This is a genomic window from Pedobacter sp. UYEF25 (genome assembly GCF_054061655.1).
The window spans coordinates 1-18,492 of the sequence record NZ_JBSSEL010000005.1 but is presented as its reverse complement, the minus strand read 5'-3'; the positions used below and the strand labels follow the sequence as shown (position 1 = coordinate 18,492).

17 protein-coding genes are annotated in these 18,492 nt (G+C 37.3%); 8 read left to right on the top strand and 9 right to left on the bottom strand.

Annotation, left to right across the window (positions count from 1 at the left end; all coding sequences use genetic code 11):
- Nucleotides 1-161: 161 nt before the first annotated feature.
- On the bottom strand, nt 162-533 hold the full coding sequence (locus ACVWYG_RS06580; protein ID WP_457269373.1) for a YybH family protein: 372 nt from the start codon (nt 531-533) through the stop codon (nt 162-164).
- A 153-nt stretch (nt 534-686) separates the two neighbouring features.
- On the opposite strand from ACVWYG_RS06580, the gene ACVWYG_RS06575 reads away from it, so the two are divergent.
- Nucleotides 687-1,577 carry a carbohydrate kinase family protein gene (locus ACVWYG_RS06575; protein ID WP_457269372.1) on the top strand — a complete coding sequence of 297 codons (891 nt, stop codon included), beginning with the start codon at nt 687-689 and terminating at the stop codon, nt 1,575-1,577.
- A complete protein-coding gene (locus ACVWYG_RS06570; RefSeq protein ID WP_457269371.1) occupies nt 1,552-3,066 on the top strand; it encodes a phytoene desaturase family protein in 1,515 nt (504 codons plus the stop codon). Before ACVWYG_RS06575 ends, ACVWYG_RS06570 begins: the two co-directional genes overlap by 26 nt.
- 293 nt (nt 3,067-3,359) lie before the next feature.
- Here ACVWYG_RS06570 and ACVWYG_RS06565 read toward each other — a convergent pair whose 3' ends face one another.
- Together ACVWYG_RS06565 and ACVWYG_RS06560 are read right to left on the bottom strand one after the other, a co-directional pair.
- The gene (locus ACVWYG_RS06565) at nt 3,360-4,034 is read right to left on the bottom strand and encodes a DUF1345 domain-containing protein (protein ID WP_457269370.1); all 675 of its coding nucleotides are present in this window, start codon (nt 4,032-4,034) and stop codon (nt 3,360-3,362) included.
- A 2-nt stretch (nt 4,035-4,036) separates the two neighbouring features.
- Nucleotides 4,037-4,819 carry an O-methyltransferase gene (locus ACVWYG_RS06560; protein WP_457269369.1) on the bottom strand — a complete coding sequence of 261 codons (783 nt, stop codon included), beginning with the start codon at nt 4,817-4,819 and terminating at the stop codon, nt 4,037-4,039.
- 43 nt (nt 4,820-4,862) lie between these two features.
- Here ACVWYG_RS06560 and ACVWYG_RS06555 point away from each other — a divergent pair, with 43 nt between their 5' ends.
- Complete coding sequence (locus tag ACVWYG_RS06555; RefSeq protein WP_457269368.1) at nt 4,863-5,732, top strand: transglutaminase-like domain-containing protein; 870 nt, start codon at nt 4,863-4,865, stop codon at nt 5,730-5,732.
- Between the two features lie 38 nt (nt 5,733-5,770).
- Here the strand turns inward: ACVWYG_RS06555 and ACVWYG_RS06550 are convergent, their stop codons facing one another.
- From ACVWYG_RS06550 to ACVWYG_RS06525, 6 genes are all read right to left on the bottom strand, one after another.
- On the bottom strand, nt 5,771-7,096 hold the full coding sequence (locus ACVWYG_RS06550) for a sensor histidine kinase (RefSeq protein WP_457269367.1): 1,326 nt from the start codon (nt 7,094-7,096) through the stop codon (nt 5,771-5,773).
- Nucleotides 7,097-7,124: 28 nt separating this feature from the next.
- Nucleotides 7,125-7,802 (bottom strand): response regulator transcription factor, encoded by a 678-nt coding sequence (locus ACVWYG_RS06545; protein WP_457269365.1) that lies wholly within the window; start codon nt 7,800-7,802, stop codon nt 7,125-7,127.
- Between the two features lie 133 nt (nt 7,803-7,935).
- Nucleotides 7,936-9,129 (bottom strand): aspartate aminotransferase family protein, encoded by a 1,194-nt coding sequence (locus ACVWYG_RS06540; RefSeq protein WP_457269364.1) that lies wholly within the window; start codon nt 9,127-9,129, stop codon nt 7,936-7,938.
- Between the two features lie 131 nt (nt 9,130-9,260).
- Nucleotides 9,261-9,917: a carbonic anhydrase gene (locus ACVWYG_RS06535; protein WP_457269539.1), complete on the bottom strand. Its 657-nt coding sequence runs from the start codon at nt 9,915-9,917 to the stop codon at nt 9,261-9,263.
- Nucleotides 9,918-9,922: 5 nt separating this feature from the next.
- Nucleotides 9,923-11,527, bottom strand: a complete 1,605-nt coding sequence (locus ACVWYG_RS06530; protein WP_457269363.1) for a SulP family inorganic anion transporter — start codon at nt 11,525-11,527, stop codon at nt 9,923-9,925.
- Nucleotides 11,528-11,633: 106 nt separating this feature from the next.
- Nucleotides 11,634-11,975, bottom strand: coding sequence for a hypothetical protein (locus ACVWYG_RS06525; RefSeq protein ID WP_457269362.1), 342 nt, complete (start codon nt 11,973-11,975; stop codon nt 11,634-11,636).
- Nucleotides 11,976-12,301: 326 nt separating this feature from the next.
- Here ACVWYG_RS06525 and ACVWYG_RS06520 point away from each other — a divergent pair, with 326 nt between their 5' ends.
- Genes ACVWYG_RS06520 through ACVWYG_RS06500 form a run of 5 tightly spaced genes read left to right on the top strand, consistent with a single transcriptional unit; the run spans nt 12,302 to nt 18,110 of the window.
- A complete protein-coding gene (locus ACVWYG_RS06520) occupies nt 12,302-14,284 on the top strand; it encodes a S9 family peptidase (protein WP_457269361.1) in 1,983 nt (660 codons plus the stop codon).
- A gap of 43 nt (nt 14,285-14,327) precedes the next feature.
- The gene (locus ACVWYG_RS06515) at nt 14,328-15,869 is read left to right on the top strand and encodes an acyl-CoA carboxylase subunit beta (protein ID WP_457269360.1); all 1,542 of its coding nucleotides are present in this window, start codon (nt 14,328-14,330) and stop codon (nt 15,867-15,869) included.
- A 32-nt stretch (nt 15,870-15,901) separates the two neighbouring features.
- On the top strand, nt 15,902-16,507 hold the full coding sequence (locus tag ACVWYG_RS06510; protein WP_457269359.1) for a hypothetical protein: 606 nt from the start codon (nt 15,902-15,904) through the stop codon (nt 16,505-16,507).
- Nucleotides 16,507-16,938, top strand: coding sequence for a GNAT family N-acetyltransferase (locus tag ACVWYG_RS06505; protein ID WP_457269358.1), 432 nt, complete (start codon nt 16,507-16,509; stop codon nt 16,936-16,938). The genes ACVWYG_RS06510 and ACVWYG_RS06505 overlap by 1 nt, the downstream gene beginning before the upstream one ends.
- 44 nt (nt 16,939-16,982) lie before the next feature.
- Nucleotides 16,983-18,110: a M42 family metallopeptidase gene (locus ACVWYG_RS06500; protein WP_457269357.1), complete on the top strand. Its 1,128-nt coding sequence runs from the start codon at nt 16,983-16,985 to the stop codon at nt 18,108-18,110.
- Nucleotides 18,111-18,492 lie beyond the last annotated feature (382 nt).

Genomic DNA, 18,492 nt, shown 5'->3' with positions numbered 1-18,492 from the left:
TGGTCGGGATTCTCTAAACATTTAAAGTATTTCTCTACTCCCATAAATGTATATCAGACATATGATGTTTTCAAAAAATTTTTCACTTAAGAACAGACCTATTATTTTTTAAGATGTAAATTTTAATATGTGAAACATTCTAATTTCTGTCGCACATCTTCCTATTCTTTACTACTCGATGTATGATCTACTGCAATTTTCCACTGTCCGTCCTTTTTTTTAAAGAGCAGAGTAAAAAAACCATGTGGATTGTCTGTTGCTCTTTTTAAACTCCAGCTTCCCATTACAAATGCCGCATCTCCTGCCAACACAGTTACTTTTTTGATGTCGAATGTTAATTTACCCATTGCAGCCTTATCAGGATAACTTTTCTTATAATTGTCTAACGTAGTTTGCCAACCATATGTTGGCCCATTTGACCCAATAAATAGTAAGCTGTCGCTTTTGAGATAGCCTTTCATAAAGCGTTCTATATCGCCATTATTCCATGCAGTCTGTTGGGTATGCAGAACGGTTAATATCTGATGTGTCACATTTTGTTGTTGCGCACAAAGGTTCATCGTACCTAGGGCAAAAATGAGAATCAATACATATTTCATAGTGGAAACCTACATAAAAAAACTAAGTTTTTGTTCTAACTTAGGCCTTATTTAATTGAACAAAAAGGCAGATTGTTACCATTTTTTATGCAGAAAACAGTAGTATGTATTGGAGAACTGCTCTGGGACGTATATCCAGGCAGCCGAAAAGTTGGCGGATCTAGCGCAAACGTTTCGCTTCATTTAGCCAAACAGGGTGTCAATTCTCTACTCATTACTGCTGTAGGCGATGATGCAGACGGAATAGCACTTATTAACAACCTTACTGTTAAAAATTTATCAACGCAGCTTGTTCAGGTAAAAAGCAATTTGCCCACCAGTACAGTCATTATCAAACTTGATACCGAACAGAATGCGACTTACGTTATTTCCCAACCTGTTGCTTGGGATGAAATATCACTAACAACGGAATGTTTAGAATCTGTGGAACATGCTGACGCTTTTATTTTTTGCAGTTTAACATGCAGACAGCAACTCAGCAGAGATACTGTCTATAAACTGGCTGAAAAAGCAAGTTTATCTATTTTCGATATGAACCTTCGCGAGCCATTTTATAAGTTTGAAACAATTGAGCGGCTCCTTGGCAAAGCTGATATTTTAAAAATTAACGAGGCCGAGCTATTTTATCTAAAACAAAATTATCTGTTAACTGAGCAACCCGATGCCGAATGTTTGCAAGTAATTGCTGAGAAATTTGCTTTACAGACAATCTGCCTAACATTGGGCGGAGACGGCGCGAAGGTTTGGCACAATCATCAGCTTTTTTGCCATAATGGATTTAAGGTAAAAGTGGCAGATACTGTTGGTGCTGGAGATGCATTTCTGGCTAGTTTCGTTAAAGGTTTCTTGGCAGGAAATGAGATTTCGGAGATTCTAGAACACGCTTGTTTGGTTGGTGCATATGTAGCTTCGCAACCAGGTGCAAATCCACTTTACAACGAAGACATATTACATGAATTTAAACGAAACAGCTTTTAAAAAGCCTAAAGTAGTAGTTATCGGTGCAGGATTTGCCGGCATGGCGGCCGCAGCATTAATGGCGAAAGCCGGTTGTGCTGTTACTGTTTTAGAAAAAAATGAGATGGCAGGCGGCAGAGCCAGAGCATGGGAAAAAGATGGATTTATGTTCGATTTGGGGCCAAGTTGGTATTGGATGCCTGATGTTTTCGAAAATTACTATGCGATTTTCGGTAAAAAAGTGGCCGATTTCTATGATTTAAGAAGACTCGATCCATCTTATCGAATTTTCTTCGGTAAAAATGATGAGTTGGATGTTCCGGCTACAGTCAAAAAACTTTACCAATTATTTGAAAATCTAGAGCCTGGAAGCAGCGAGAATTTAGCACTCTTCTTAAATCAAGCAGAATATAAATATCGGGTTGGCATGAACGAATATGTGTTCAAGCCATCGCACAGTGTGATGGAATATTTCGATCCGCGATTGGCAGTAAGTGGAATAAAATTGCAATTATTGGGCAACATGCGAAAGCATGTACACAAACTGTTTAAAAACGAAAAATTGAGGAAGCTTTTAGAATTCCCCGTTCTTTTTTTAGGTGCAACACCACAAAATACGCCTGCATTATATAGCCTGATGAATTATGCTGACTTGATTCTTGGTACGTGGTATCCAATGGGAGGGATGCATAAAATTGTCGGCGCCATGCAGCAAATTGCTGAAGCCGAGGGTGTAAAATTTCTTTTTAATAGCGAGGTAACCAAAATCAAAGTTGAAGAAAATAGAGTGAAATCTATAGAGGCCGGCATCAATAGTTTTGAAGCCGATTTTGTTATTGGCAATGCAGATTATCACCATTTGGAGCAACAACTGTTAGAAAAGAAGGATAGAAGATACAGCGAATCTTATTGGCAAAAAAGAACTATGGCACCTTCTTGTTTACTCTTTTACATTGGATTAGACAAAAAACTAACGGGCGTTTTACATCATAACCTGTTTTTTGATCAGGACTTTGATAAGCACGCAGAAGAGATTTATGCTAATCCTGTGTGGCCAACTGAACCACTCTTTTACGCTTGTTGTCCGTCCATAACAGACACTTCAGTAGCGCCAGAAAACTGCGAAAACCTTTTCTTTCTAATGCCTATAGCACCCGGCTTAGAAGACTCGGAGATACAGCGTGAAAAATATTTTGAATTGATTCTTGAAAGATTTCAGCAGTTAACTGGAAACAAAATTTCAGATCATATTCTTTTTAAACGCAGTTATGCCATGGATGACTTTGTGAAAGATTATCATGCGTTTAGAGGAAACGCTTACGGCTTGGCAAATACTCTTTCGCAAACTGCTTTCTTGAAACCAAAGATGCAGAGCAAAATTAAAAACTTTTTATTTACCGGACAACTAACTGTTCCGGGGCCTGGTGTGCCGCCAGCGATTGTTTCAGGAAGAGTGGCAGCAAACGAAAGCATAAGAAAGTTAAAAAAGTTTGGATTATTAAAAAAATAGATTTACATTTAAAAACTCTAACAAATAGTGGTAATTATTTCGGAAAGTTTAAGCAAACGATAAAAAGCGAAAACTAACGAAAGCATATATAAGAATCAACTAACCAAATATATGATTAGGCAAAAAGGCTAAGATTTATCTTAGCCTTTTGCTGTTTTAGATCTCTCGGACAAGCCATTTTGGTGTTACTCTAGTTCCGAAATTTAGCATATAAAAGCGCTTATCTGTGAAGCGCTTAGATTGAATGCCAAAAGATAAATCCATTTATTCGACAATCTATTTTACTGGTGTATTTATTTTCCGCCTAAACCTGCCAACACATTTATAGTTAAAGCGACTATAATGGTATTAAAAACGAACGACAGAAGACTATGCAATAGTGTAAGTCTGCGCATTTTTTTAGAAGAAATCTCCACGTCTGAAACTTGGAAAGTCATGCCTATTACAAAAGAATAATAGGCAAAATCTAAAAAATCGGGCTCATCGTCGCCAGGAAAATTTAGCCCAACTCCTGATTTTTTATCGCTGCTCTCGTTGTTATTTTGATAATACAATCTTGCATATCGTAAAGTAAAAGTTGTGTGAACTAAGCACCACGAGAGGAACAGCCCTATAATGGCTATAGAAATATCTGTAGGTTTTAACTCCTTATCAATTAAAACTAATATTACCGCAAATAACGCCGCAAAGGTAGCCACAAGAATCACTAAAAAAATTTCACTTCTATTTTCATCTTGCATTTGAGCCCGAAGTTTGGTTCTAGCAGCATCAACCGAGAAAAACATAGACCAATGTGTGGCGATTAAAGCGACCGAAAAGGCATCCCAAGCAAACATAATTTGGCTTAAACCATTTAGTTTAAAAAAGAAGCCTCCCAGATAAAATATTAACCCAATTGTTAAACAAATTAGTAGGATGGGTAATGCAGTTAACTTGTGGAAGCGACTTAATGTTGGAGTTTTAGCCATCACTAAAATTTAAGTTTAAAATGTTGTTTTGCTTGGCCCTTTTTAAAAAACACCAATCCAATCCAAAAAAGATCAATCGTTAAAGTAACCTGTGTGTTGTCTTTAATTTCCGTCCACGCTTCTTTCATTCCCTCGCTCCAGTAAATGTCATCAAAAATAATTATTGAACGCTCTGTCATTTTTGGTAGGCACCATCTAAAATAGTTTAGAGTTGCTTCTTTGCGATGATTCCCATCGATGTAAACGAAATCTAAACTAGATTGTTTCTCAATAATATTTGGCAAAACATGATTGAAATTGCCAACTTTTACCGTGATGTTTTTAAGGTTCAAATCTACAAAATTTTGTTTGGCCACCGACGCAGTTTCCGGACAGCCTTCTATGGTAGTTACGGTAGCATTTGGGGAAGATTTGGCCAAATATGCGGTAGTAATCCCTAAGCAAGTTCCTAATTCAACTATACTTGTTGGCCTAGTATTGTCAGCCAAACGATAAATTAACTGTGCCAAACGTGGCGATTTGAGCGCATTTTTAGCAATTTGTCGAACTTGTTTTTTCCTATTTTTATTTATTTGGGATCCTGCACCGAGGTCAGTAACGGTAATTTCTGCACAGTCATTTAAAAGTTTTTTTCTTTGTTTTTCAATGCTAACGTAGGCCGTATTGGCACTAAAATTGTAAATTACTTCATCTACAAGCTTATATACAAAAGGCGAGTGTGTGCCGTGCCTAGTCTTCGCCTTAAAACGGTGTTTTAGGTAATCGACAAAAAAAGAAAAAACCATAGTCACAAAAATAGATATTAGCGGCGATTGAAAGCATTTTTTCATGGAAAATAAAAATGAAATAGATGCTTTAGTTAGGCTGCTGGACGATCCTGATCAAGAGGTATATCGACATATAGAAAAAAAGCTGTTGAGCTACGGCGGAGAGGTAATTGAGTTTTTAGAAAATGCCTGGGAACATTCGTTAGACACTTTATTGCAAGAAAGAATAGAAAACATTGTTCATCAAATACAATTTAATTCAGTTAAAGAGGGCTTAAGTCTTTGGTATATGAGTGGCGCTTTTGATTTACTCCAAGGCGCTTTAATTATTAATCGCTATCAATACCCTGATTTAGACGAGCAGAAAGTTATCAATCAGATAGAAGACATTAAAAGGGAAATATGGCTGAGTTTGCAATATGACATGAGTGCACTAGAGCAAGTAAAGCTAATTAATCACGTTCTTTACAATCAGCTTGGGTTTGGGGGAAATACTAAGAATCATCACGATCCGCAAAATTCTTATTTAAACCAAGTACTTGAAAGCAAACGCGGAAATCAAATTTCTTTGGCGATTATTTACGCTACACTTGCTCAAAAGTTAGACATGCCAATTTATGGCATCAACTTGCCGCAGCATTTCATTTTAGGTTATTTAGACGAGAGTAAGCAGGAAAGTACCGAATATGGGGTGCTTTTTTACATTAATGCTTTTAATCGTGGAAATATTTTTGGCAAACACGATGTGGATCAGTTTCTAAGGCAATTAAATTTAGATCCTCAACCCATTTACTACAAACCTTGCACAAATGCCGATATCATTAGGAGAGTAATTAGAAATCTTATTTCTGCTTATGAAAAAGCTGGCGCAATGGAAAAGGTCTCAGAGTTAAAGGAGTTGCAACTTGTTATTGAAGACACAGTAGATTAAAAGCATTTGATTTAAGACAAAATTGGTTTTTGGATTGATCATTTTAGTTTCTTGGTTTCAGAGAATATAAGCGTAATTTCTGTTCCATCTTCTCGGTTAGAAGCAATAATAACTTTAATGCCATGGTAGTCTGCAATGCTTTTTACAATTGCTAATCCCAAACCAAAGCCATTCTCATCGCTATTTCCTCTTTTAAAACGATCAAATGCGTTTTCTGCTACCTCTGCATTCATTCCAATACCAGTATCGATTACTTGCAGTTTATAATTATTGTGTTCTGAGGTCCCAACCACTACTATGGAACCGCCTGTGCGATTGTATTTTATGGCGTTGTTTATGATGTTGGTTAGCAAAATATGGATCAACGTTTTGCTGCCTAAAAACTTAAAATCAGAATTAAGTGCTGCACTGTAGTTTACTTTTTTATCTACAATCCTATCTTCTAGTTCTTCGTAAATTTCTAACAATTCTTTTCTGATACTGATGTTTTCTTGCTTTAAATATTGATGATTTTCGACGCTAGAAATCAACAGCAAACTGTTTATAATAACCTTTAAGCGGTTTAACGTTTTAAGCGAGGCGTATAATTTATCTTCATGGTCGGGAGGGATGTTTACAGCATTTAGCATGTTTTCAAAACGAGTACTTAAAATGGTAATCGGGGTAAGCAACTCATGCGATACATTTGCTATAAACTGCTTTTCCAAACTAAAAAGCTCATTTATTTTACGCATCAAAGAATTTATACTTTCGTCCAAAATCTTAAAATCATATGTTGTCGTCGGAATATTTTCGTAGTTATAGAGCGTAGGGTCGTTAACCTTATTTATCTTTTTATCGATGATGGCATAAAAGGGTTTGAGCAACCAACTGGTAAAAGCATAATCCGTAAATAAGCTTATTGTTAGCGCAACTGCCAATAATATAAGCATGTAAAACCGAATGAAACTTTTTATACTGTCTATGCCGCCAATTGTTTCTCCTATTTCCAGTCGGTACCAATTGGTATTGTAAAGAAACTTATAATTAAGTATTCGAAACGGTTCTACTTCATCCTCTATCTCTCTATCTTCTGTGATTATATTTACTGGTTCAGCTTTTTGCGTATCTGGAATATCGTTTAGAATGATAAATTCTTCCTTTAAGATATTGTAATCGGTAAAAGAGTCCTGCTTGTCTAAAAGTACTTTTATTTCCTCATCGCTTAAATTTCTAATAATTTTGTTCTTTTTCTTTACCAATCTATTATCCAACTGGTTGTAAGCAATTTTTTCGATTGAAAACAGCACAACCGCGCCCAACAATAGAGCGATGGCTATTTTAGTTACCGTATTGTACAATGATAGCTTTAATTGAAGTTTCATTGGATGCCCATTAATTTTAAAAAGAAACCTAACAATTAATTCGATAACCGATACTCCTGACGGTTTCAAACCAATCTATCTCGCTTAAGCATGCCAATTTCTTACGTAAATTTTTAACATGAACATCAACAAAATTAGAATCGGAATTTACCTCCAAAATATCTCCCCAAACATGCTCGGTTAAACCCATTCTAGAAACCACACGGTTTTTGTTTAAAACTAAGTAATTGAATATCTCATATTCTTTTTTGGTGAGGTTTAGCCGATCACTGCCGAAAGCAACGGTTCTGTTCTGAATATTTAGCAAAAAACCGTGTACGTTGACTTCGTTGTTTTCCAACTTATGCTTTCTGCGGATAATGGCATGCATTCTTGCTAAAAGTTCGTTTAGCGAGAATGGTTTTGGCAGATAATCATCAGCTCCACCGTCCAAACCCTTAATTCTATCGTCTACAGCGCTGCGGGCAGTTAAAATTATCACCGCATCCTCTCTATCTTTAAAAGATTTTAATAATTTTAATACGTCGAAGCCATCGCCATCTGGCAAACCAAGATCCAAAAGAATGAAATCATAGCTGTTTACAAATATTTTTTCCTCTGCCGATGCTTTTCTCCAAGCATGCTCTACGGTAAATCCTTCTTTGCTTAAAAACTCATTAATTTCTAAAGCCAAGCTTCGTTCGTCTTCTACAATTAGGATGTTCATTTATTCTGTAGGATTAATTTGGTAGAGCAATATGGGGAATTTTTAATGATTAAAAAATTCGCCATAAAAATGTATTAAAGATCAGCCGTGTCTTGTTCCAAAAAGTGCAGACGCTTTATTTTTTACGTAAAAATCAACGTTGAAACACCGCTTCAACATTTTTTAAAATAAGGCTACAAGCCTCTTCAATTTCTTCATCAGTGATAATTAGGGGAGGAGCGATTCGCATGGAGTTGCTACAATGTAAAAACCAATCTGATAGCACACCATCTAAAATGCAACCATCAATGACAAGTTTGTTGAACTCAAAATTTTCAAATTCTGCTGCCAACATCAATCCCTTTCCCCTAACTTCTTTAATGGCAGGATGCTTTAATAGCTTCTTAAACAATTGCCCTTTCCGTTCTACATCTTGCACAATCTCTTCATCCATCAGTACATTTAGCGTAGCCAAACCTGCTGCACAGCATACTGGATGACCGCCAAAAGTAGTCATGTGACCCAAAATAGGCGTATGCGATAGGACCGACATGATCTTTAAAGAGCTAATGAAAGCGCCAATAGGCATTCCGCCGCCAATTCCTTTGGCCAACAATAAAATATCTGGCACAACGTCATAGTGTTCAAAAGCAAATAATTTTCCGGTTCGGCCAAAACCAGATTGTATCTCATCAAAGACCAATAATGCGCCCACTTCTTCGCATTTTGCTTTTAATGCTTTAATGTAGTCTTTAGTCGCAATTCGAACTCCTGATTCTCCTTGGATGGGTTCTATGAAAACGGCAGCAACTGTTTCATCTATAAGATATAGATCTGTTAATTTATTATGCTCGATAAAACGAACGTGAGGTAAAAAAGGGCCATAGCCCGCAGTAAATTCTTCACTTTCTGTTAAACTTTCTGCACCGTGTGTACTTCCATGATAAGCGTTTTTGCAGGCAATAAATCCTTGGTGACCGGTAAACCGCTTAGCCAATTTCATTGCGCCTTCTACTGCTTCGGTACCAGAGTTCATAAAGTATGTACAGCTTAAGCTTTCGGGAAGCACATCTGCCAAAGCTTTGGCAAAATTTACCTGTGGCGTTTGCACATACTCGCCGTAAACCATCAAATGCATATACGTTTCGGCCTGCTTCTGTACCGCTTTTACCACGCTTGGATGGCAATGGCCAACGTTACTTACGCCGATACCAGCAATTAAATCCAAATGTTTGTTGCCAGCGCTATCGTAAATATAAACGCCTTTTGCGCTTACAAATTCTAATAAAAGAGGTGTTGGAGAGGTTTGCGCATTATGTTGAAGAAATAACTGACGTTGGGTAAGCATATTGCAAAAATAGCTAATAAAGCTAAATTAGCTACGCGCGAGCATTAAAATTAGTTTTTAGCGACATAAGTTTTTTCAGTTGCACGCGCAAAAATAAGGCCCGCAAATTCTGCGGGCCTATCCAATGTAAATTAAGTAAGTTTAAACACATCGCTCACGTCATCTAAGCCAGAGCCTGTAAACTTCAGATCGTTAATTAACCCAGTTTTTAAACTGTAAACCCAAGCATGAACTGACAATTCTTGTCCGCTTGCCCATGCATTTTGCACAATAGAGGTATTGCTTACATTAGATGCTCCGGTTATCGCATTAAGTTCTACCAGTCGGTCGAATTTTTGAGCAGGATCTCTTATCGTCTCCATCTCTCTTATGTGGGTTTTATAAACATCTTTTATATTTCTTAACCAATTGTCTATAATTCCGACAGGTTTGTTTTCTAGCGCAGCTTTTACGCCTCCACATCCATAATGCCCACAAACAATTACGTGTTTTACCTTCAGCACATTTACAGAATAATCCAATACCGAAAGCATATTCATATCGGTATGTACCACTATATTGGAGATATTTCTATGAACGAAGATATCCCCAGGCATCGTATTGGTAATCTGATTTGCAGGTACGCGACTGTCTGAACAACCAATCCACAAAACTGGTGGCGTTTGGCCGGCAGATAATCTTTCAAAATAATCTGGATCAGCATCCAAAACTTCCTTTACCCAATCTTTATTGCCTTGAAGCAAGGTCTCACAATTTATATCTGCTGTTTTTATATGTTTTGCATTCATCATGTCTAGTTTAATATTTCGTTAGCAATTTTGTTAGTCATTTTTGGCACGACATAATTCTTTTTTATGTCTTCTAATTTTACAACAGTTCCCTTTGTATATGCATTTTCTTCAAAATTGAATATAGTTTCGAGCACATCTGGATGAATATATTTTGCATTCGATCCATCTATTACCACGTGGCTGTCTTTAGGGATATTCGTTAATAAAACCTGTATCGCCGCTTTATTTAAAAACGAAACTTCTTCTGCCAATTTTATTCTAAGATGTTTTTTATCACCTTCTTGTTGCACTTTGTAAAAGTAAGAATTTCGCATGTTTGTACGCAATAAATAAAATACAGAAACAAGTAAGCCAAGACCAACACCTTTTAATAAATCGGAAAACAGGACTGCGATAATCGTGATCACAAAAGGCACAAACTGGTCCCAACCTTTTGCATACATGTGCTTAAATAAGCTGACTCTGGCTAATTTATAACCAACAACCAATAAAATTGCAGCTAGGCAAGAAAGGGGAATTAAATTAATAATTGTTGGGATGAATAAAACAGATAACAGGAGAAAAACTCCATGAAAAACAGCAGATAAACGTGTTCTTGCTCCAGCACCTACATTGGCAGAACTTCTTACAATAACGGATGTCATTGGTAAGCCGCCAATTAGACCACTACAAATGTTTCCAATTCCTTGAGCAAGTAACTCTCTATTTGTTGGTGATACGCGTTTAATCGGATCAATTTTATCAACGGCCTCTAAGCTTAAAAGTGTTTCTAAACTAGCTACCACGGCAATTGTTGCGGCGATGATATACACTTCTTTATTTGCCAATGCAGAAAAATCTGGCGTAGTAAATAATCCCAAAAATTCTCCAAAATTACCTACAACTGGAATTGCAACCATTTGATCGGCGCGTAAATCGTAAGCAGATCCTGCAAATAAGTAACTAATTGAGATCCCAAGAACCACCACTACTAATGGCGCTGGCACGATACTTATTTTCTTGATTTTTGGCCAAAGCAGAAGTATTGCAATAGACAGAACACTGATGACGACGGCTGCAACGCTTATATGGCTGAGGGCTTCGCCAATTGCCGAAAAAGTATTTTGATTGTCTTTTTGAAAAAATGTTTGGTCGCCATCAAAATCGGTATCGACGCCAACGGCATGTGGCAGTTGTTTTAAAATTAAAATAAGACCGATGGCTGCAAGCATTCCTTCTATCACGCTAGAAGGAAAGTAGTTTCCAATTGTCCCGGCTTTTATCAAACCTAAAATAATCTGAAATATTCCAGCGAGAACAACAGCCAGTAAAAAGGTTTGATAACTCCCGAGCGAGGTAATTGCACCTAAAATAATAACTGTGAGGCCTGCAGCAGGCCCACTAACGCTAAGTTGGGAGCCACTAAATGAGGCAACCACTATGCCGCCGATTATTCCGGAAATTATTCCCGCAAAAAGGGGAGCGCCAGAAGCAAGCGCAATGCCTAAACAGAGTGGCAGAGCGACGAGAAATACCACAATACTGGCGGGTAGATCCTTTTTTAGGTTCTTTTTTAAAATGTATTTATTGGCATCCGACTTAGAGAATGCGGGTTTGAATCTTTGCATGAAATGTTTAATTGATCTAATATTGAAATATGGACATACCTCTCCGAAAGAAACGACAAGGCAGCTGCGTGCAAACTTCCACGGCAGTAATATTTAAAACAGAAAATCAGCTAAAATTGGGCGGGGGAGTCGCTACCGTGGGATGATAGGAATTGACAATGCGGTTGCCGCTCCGTAATTCATTTTTTTTGAGTTCTATAAATGAATAAAAGAACGAAAAATTTGGGATTGGTTGAATAACCTCGAGCAATTTAAAGTCTGTAAATTTTAAACCGTCTTTCGCGTCATCGCCAGGTCCGTGAGTTACTTCAATTTGCATAATCACAGCGTTCATAATCGCCTTATCCGCACTTGCAAAAAATACAGGCGCACCAGAGATAACCATTTTCGCCATGAAGACAAAAAGGAATATTCCTACGATGCTGTATTTGTATTTTTTATTTTTCAATTATCGCAATGATAGAATAAAAAATTTTAAAATCCCAAAACCACTCGTCGAAGAAATGTCAATTAAAATATTTTTTCTTTTTTTCCTGTAGCTATAAATTGGCAATTTTATAAACCTTTTTTATGCTCAGGCTTAAATTTGGTGCATCTAATGTTTGAAATCGCCATTTCAATGAAGCATTTAAGCAGTTTGTAAGAAACGTCCGCGCTTACTCTTTTATCGCGTATGAACGGTTTTTTTAGTAGAATTGAAAGCGTATCATTTCTAAAAAATAAAGGGAAAATTGTTTTAATTTTATATTAATTTAACGAATTTAAACGTACAATATGTGGTCAAATCTACTTTGCTTTGCATTTATATGGATTATTTCCCAGTCGCAGGCACAAAGTCTGAAACGGAAGATGCTTCCAAATGATGTTTATCATTACCAATCTATTTCCGGCGCTAAAATATCACCAGCGGGCGATTGGATTCTGTACAGTATATCAACTCCAGATTCGGCTAAAAACAAAAAGCAATCTGACCTTTTTATGGCAAGTTGGAACGGTAAAGAAACTTTACAGTTAACCTATTCTGACGAAGGTGAATCTGATGCTGACTTTAGTCCGGACGGAAAATACATCTCTTTTATTTCCTCTAAAAAAGTGGACAGTATAGATAACGCTCAAATCTGGTTGATGGATAGACGAGGTGGCGAAGCACATCAATTTACGAAAGTTAAACAAGATCTACAGAGCTATGTCTGGTCGCCGGATGCAAGTAAAATTGCTTTGCTGATGAAAGATGTGGATGCTAAGGAAAAGAAAAAACCTAAAACCAAAGCGCCAGTGGTTGCGAATAGGTATCATTATAAGCAAGATGTAGAAGGATATGTAGATAGTTCCAGTACACATCTTTACATTTTAGATGTGAAATCGGGGAAAATCACGCAATTAACCAACGGAATTTATAGTGAGAGCTCCCCAACCTGGTCTCCAGATGGCTCTCAAATTGCTTTTTCTAGCAACAGAACAGAAGATCCCGATAGAAATAGCAACACGGATATTTATGTGGTTGATCTAAAAAGTGGAAAATTAAAGCAACTAACAACTTGGAAGGGAAGCGACAATAAGCCAGTTTGGAGCGATGACGGAAAATATATTGCTTACGCAAGATCGACTGCAGACGATACGTACATTAACTATGATCAGAGCATCTTAGTGATCATGAAATCAGATGGAACTGATCAAAGGCTACTTACTAAAGAACTAGATCGCCCTATCTCGAATTTCAAATGGGCTAAAGACAATAAAAGTCTTACTTTTTTAGTAGACGATGATAGACAGACCTATGTCTCGAAAATTGATGTCGTTTCTGGTAAAATAGAGAAATTGATTGGTGGAGACAGAAGTTTTATGGATCTAGAAATAAATCCGAAAGGTGGTTATTTAGTAGCCATGAGCGATCCTCAACATCCAACCAATTTATACACTCTTGTTGATGGAAAATTGGAAAAGATTACCAAAGTGAACGATGAATGGTTGAGCAAAATAGATTTGGCTACAGTTACGGGCTTCAAGTCTAAAAGTAAAGATGGTACAGAAGTATCTGGACTGTTTTTCAAACCTTCAGACGCCGGTACTAAGAAACTACCTTTTATATTATTTATTCATGGTGGCCCAGTTGGGCAAGATGAATATTCTTTTGATTTTACCCGCCAAATGTTGGCAGCAGGTGGTTATGCAGTCGCTGCGGTAAATTATCGAGGCAGTAATGGACGCGGAATAGCTTTTAGTAAATCTATCTACAGTGATTGGGGAAATTTGGAGGTGGCGGATCTGTTGGGTGCGACGGACTATCTATCAAAACAAGGGTTGATAGATGAAAATAAATTAGGCATTGGCGGTTGGAGTTACGGCGGTATTTTAACAGATTATACAATTGCCTCAGACACGAGGTTTAAAGCTGCTTGTAGCGGTGCCGGAAGTGCCATGCAACTCTCTATGTATGGAATCGACCAATATTTATTGCAATGGAACGAGGAAGTTGGCTTACCTTGGGAAAAAAAAGGCCTTGATAACTACTTGAAACTTTCTTACCCATTTATCCATGCCGACAAGATAAAAACCCCTACTTTATTTATGGTTGGTCAAAATGATTTTAATGTACCATCACAAGGGAGTGAGCAAATGTATGCTGCTTTGAAAACACTAAAAATCCCTACGGAATTGGTGATTTACCCAAACCAGTTTCATGGAGTAAGTGTGTTGAGCTATCAGGTAGATAGGTTTGAACGTTATTTGAAGTGGTATAATAAATATTTGAAATAATAATTAATTATTTGGAAGTGGTTGAAGAAAACCGAAAAATAATATGCAAAAAAAAATAGAAGGTTTAAACGACAAAATTAGACAGGCAAACCTTGGCGGCGGCGAAGCAAGGATAGCTAGTCAGCATAAAAAAGGAAAGCTAACTGCGCGGGAACGAATTCATTTTTTAATGGATGAAGGTAGTTTTGAAGAAATTGGTATGATGGTTACCCACCGAAGTACCGATTTCGGCATGGAAAATGAGAAATATTTGGGTGATGGTGTAGTTACCGGCTATGGAACGATAAATGGGAGATTAACCTATGTTTTCTCTCAAGATTTTACCGTTTTCGGAGGATCTCTTTCAGAAACTCACGCAGAGAAAATTTGTAAGTTGATGGAAATGGCCATGAAAAATGGCGCACCACTTATTGGCCTAAATGATAGCGGCGGTGCGCGCATACAAGAGGGAGTAGTTTCTTTAGGTGGTTATGCAGACATTTTTTATAGAAACGTACAAGCTTCTGGCGTTATCCCTCAGCTTTCGGGCATTATGGGTCCGTGTGCCGGTGGGGCGGTTTATTCTCCAGCCATTACAGATTTTACCTTGATGGTAGAAAACACCTCCTACATGTTTGTAACGGGGCCCAACGTGGTAAAAACGGTAACGCACGAAGAAGTTTCTTCAGAAGAATTGGGGGGTGCGAATACACATGCAATAAAATCTGGCGTAACACATTTCGCTTGTGAAAATGAAATTGCACTCATCACAAAATTGAAAAACCTGTTAAGTTATATGCCGCAAAACTGCGAAGAACATGCGACATTTCTGCCTTACGAAACATCCGATGAAAGTCGGCCTGCTTTAAACAATATTTTACCAGAACTAGTTTCTCAACCCTATGATGTTAGAGAAATTATAGCTGCCCTTTGCGATGAAACCAGCTTTTTAGAGGTTCACCAAGATTACGCAGAAAACATAGTGGTAGGTTTTGCAAGGTTGGCCGGAAGAAGTATTGGTATTGTAGGCAATCAACCGGCTTATCTAGCTGGGGTGTTAGATAGTAATTCTTCTAAAAAAGCTGCTCGGTTTGTTCGTTTTTGCGATTGCTTTAACATCCCACTGTTAGTATTAGAAGATGTACCCGGCTTTTTACCAGGCACAGATCAAGAATGGAACGGTATAATTACAAATGGGGCAAAGCTGTTATACGCGTTTAGTGAAGCAACTGTTCCGAGGATTACCGTGATCACACGTAAAGCTTATGGCGGCGCATATGATGTGATGAATAGCAAGCACATTGGCGCCGATTTAAATTATGCTTGGCCAAGTGCAGAAATTGCGGTTATGGGTGCAAAGGGCGCTGCAGAAATTATATTTAAAAGAGAGATAAATGCCGCAGAAAATCCAGAAGAAAAGTGGCTGGAGAAAGAAAAATTGTACTCAGAAATTTTTGCAAATCCATATAGAGCTGCAGAACGAGGCTTTGTAGATGAAGTGATTGAGCCTTCGCAAACGCGAGCTAAGTTAATTAAAGCGTTTAAAATGTTAGAAAACAAAGTGGTGAATAACCCTAAGAAAAAGCATGGCAATATACCTTTGTAGCTAGCCCGCAAACATCAATAAGACCATAATTAATGCGCGGTGAAAACATCCTTTTGATAGTTGTAATAGTTTTTCTTTGCCTACTTAATTCACCGATTATCTTTGCTCAAGATATCGATACGAATAATAAAGATGCAGGAAGCGTAGCATCTGTAAATAAAGCAAAGATATATTTAGTTGGTTTCGGATTAGAGCGGGAACAGAGAATTGCTAAACGATCTACCCTTTATATCGGAGCCGAGATAGAAGGAGTTGTTCCATTTTTTCCTCATAGACCGACTAACAGCAGTGACGTATTACGTGTAGACTATGCCATAAATATTGCTCCATTATTCTCTGCAGGTTACAAAAATTATTATAACCTTGCTCGTAGAAATAACTTAGGAAAAATGACAAAAAACAATAGTGCAAGTTTTGTTGGGTTTGAATACAGCTTCATTAATCCAATTTTACTTAACGATAACTACACGACCAACTCTGTAAGCTCATTTTCTCCTGTTTGGGGCTTTCAAAGAAAAGTATCGAGCAATAAAGTAAATGCCAATCTAGAATTCATGATTGGTCCATCAATCCAAACAGATTTTCGAAAAACGCGCGCTTCAGGGTTTTTAAGATTTGGCTATAGTTTAATATTTTGATGGCTGTCGTAGAACAAATATTTCCGTCTCTAACTTGGCGTATTCGCCATGAAGTGATGTATCCAAACATGTCTTTTGATAGTGTAAAACTCGATGATGACTTTGATGGACTTCATTTCGGCTTATACCTCGATCATAAATTAACAGGCGTTATTTCCTTATTTCAGATTGGAAATATTTACCAATTTAGAAAACTTGCCATCTTAGAAAGTGCTCAAAAACTAGGTTTAGGCTCACAATTGATGCAGTATATCTTAGATTTTTGTAAAATTCAAAAGGCTGAAAAACTATGGTGCAATGCTAGAGTGAACGCCAAGGCATTTTATATCAAATTTGGCTTTGTAGAAACCGATGCGGTTTTTTTTAAAGATGGTTTTGATTTTGTAGTGATGGAAAAATACTTTAATTTAAACGAGGAAGGAAAAGGTTAGTGGTTAATGGTTAAAAAAATTAGTTAGAATAAAAAAATATAATAATGTCAAAGAAAAAAGAAGTAGAAATAGAAGATAAACCAAAACATTTAGCGGTAGTAACGAAAAAATCGCTTACATTTTTAGAAGAGTACATTAACAATCCTGCGCCAACTAGTTATGAATGGGAAGGACAAAAAATGTGGCTTAAATATCTAGAGCCATACATTGATGAACATTTTGTAGACAACTATGGTACTGCGGTTGGAGTTATCAATCCAAATGCACCATATAAAGTGGTAATTGAGGCCCACGCAGACGAAATTTCTTGGTACGTTAACTACATCACCAGCGATGGCCTTATCTACGTCATCAAAAATGGTGGATCTGATCATCAAATTGCACCCAGTAAACGCGTAAATATTCATACAGATAATGGTATGATAAAAGCGGTCTTCGGTTGGCCAGCTATCCATACAAGACATGGCGGTGAGAAAGAACAAACTCCCGAATTAAAAAATATCTTTTTAGACTGTGGTTGTACCACAAAAGAAGAGGTAGAAAAATTAGGCGTGCATGTTGGTTGCGTAATTACCTACGAAGATACTTTTATGGTATTAAATGACAGGTATTATGTTGGTAGAGCACTAGACAACCGTGTAGGTGGTTTTATGATCGCCGAAGTTGCTCGTTTACTAAAAGAGAATAAGAAAAAATTACCGTTTGGATTGTACATTGTAAATTCTGTACAAGAAGAAATTGGGTTGAGAGGAGCAGAAATGATTGCCGATCGAATTAAGCCAAACGTTGCCATCATTACAGATGTAACGCACGATACAACAACACCAATGATTAACAAAAACACGCAGGGTGAATTGTTTGCAGGTAAAGGTCCGGTGGTTTCTTACGCGCCGGCGGTACAAACGAACTTAAACAAACACTTAATCAAAACTGCCGACAAAAACAACATTCCGTTTCAACGTCAAGCATCTTCGAGATCTACAGGTACAGATACGGATGCTTTTGCCTACTCAAACGGTGGTGTTCCGTCTGCATTGATTTCTTTGCCATTACGCTACATGCATACCACCGTAGAAATGGTACATAAAGAAGATGTGGATAATGTAATTAGCTTGATTTACCATAGTTTATTAGGGCTGGAAGTCGACCAAGATTTTAGAAGTTTTAAATAAAAATATAGTTGGAGAGTAGTAAAATTTGCGACATAAGTTTTTTTGCAAAAGCTTTAATCGAGAATCTAACTACTCTCCTTTTTTATTAGTTTTCTTTGGGTGCACCTCTCTATCTAAAATAGCACAACAATTTTATCGCTTTTATAAGTATTCGGTCGTATTTATTACCTATGCTCTGTCCATTTTAAGAAAAGTGCAGCAAACTTCAAATCAGAAACAGTTTAATTATTTGGGCGCTTTTACGCGCTGTCCATTTATATCTTTAATTGGCTTTTTGGAGGCCAATTAAAGATTCTGTGATGAATTCCAAATAATTTCTATCTTTATTTTTCAAGGCGGCTTTGTGCCAGCCTGTTTAGGGCAGCTCCTTTTTTGTGGCTGC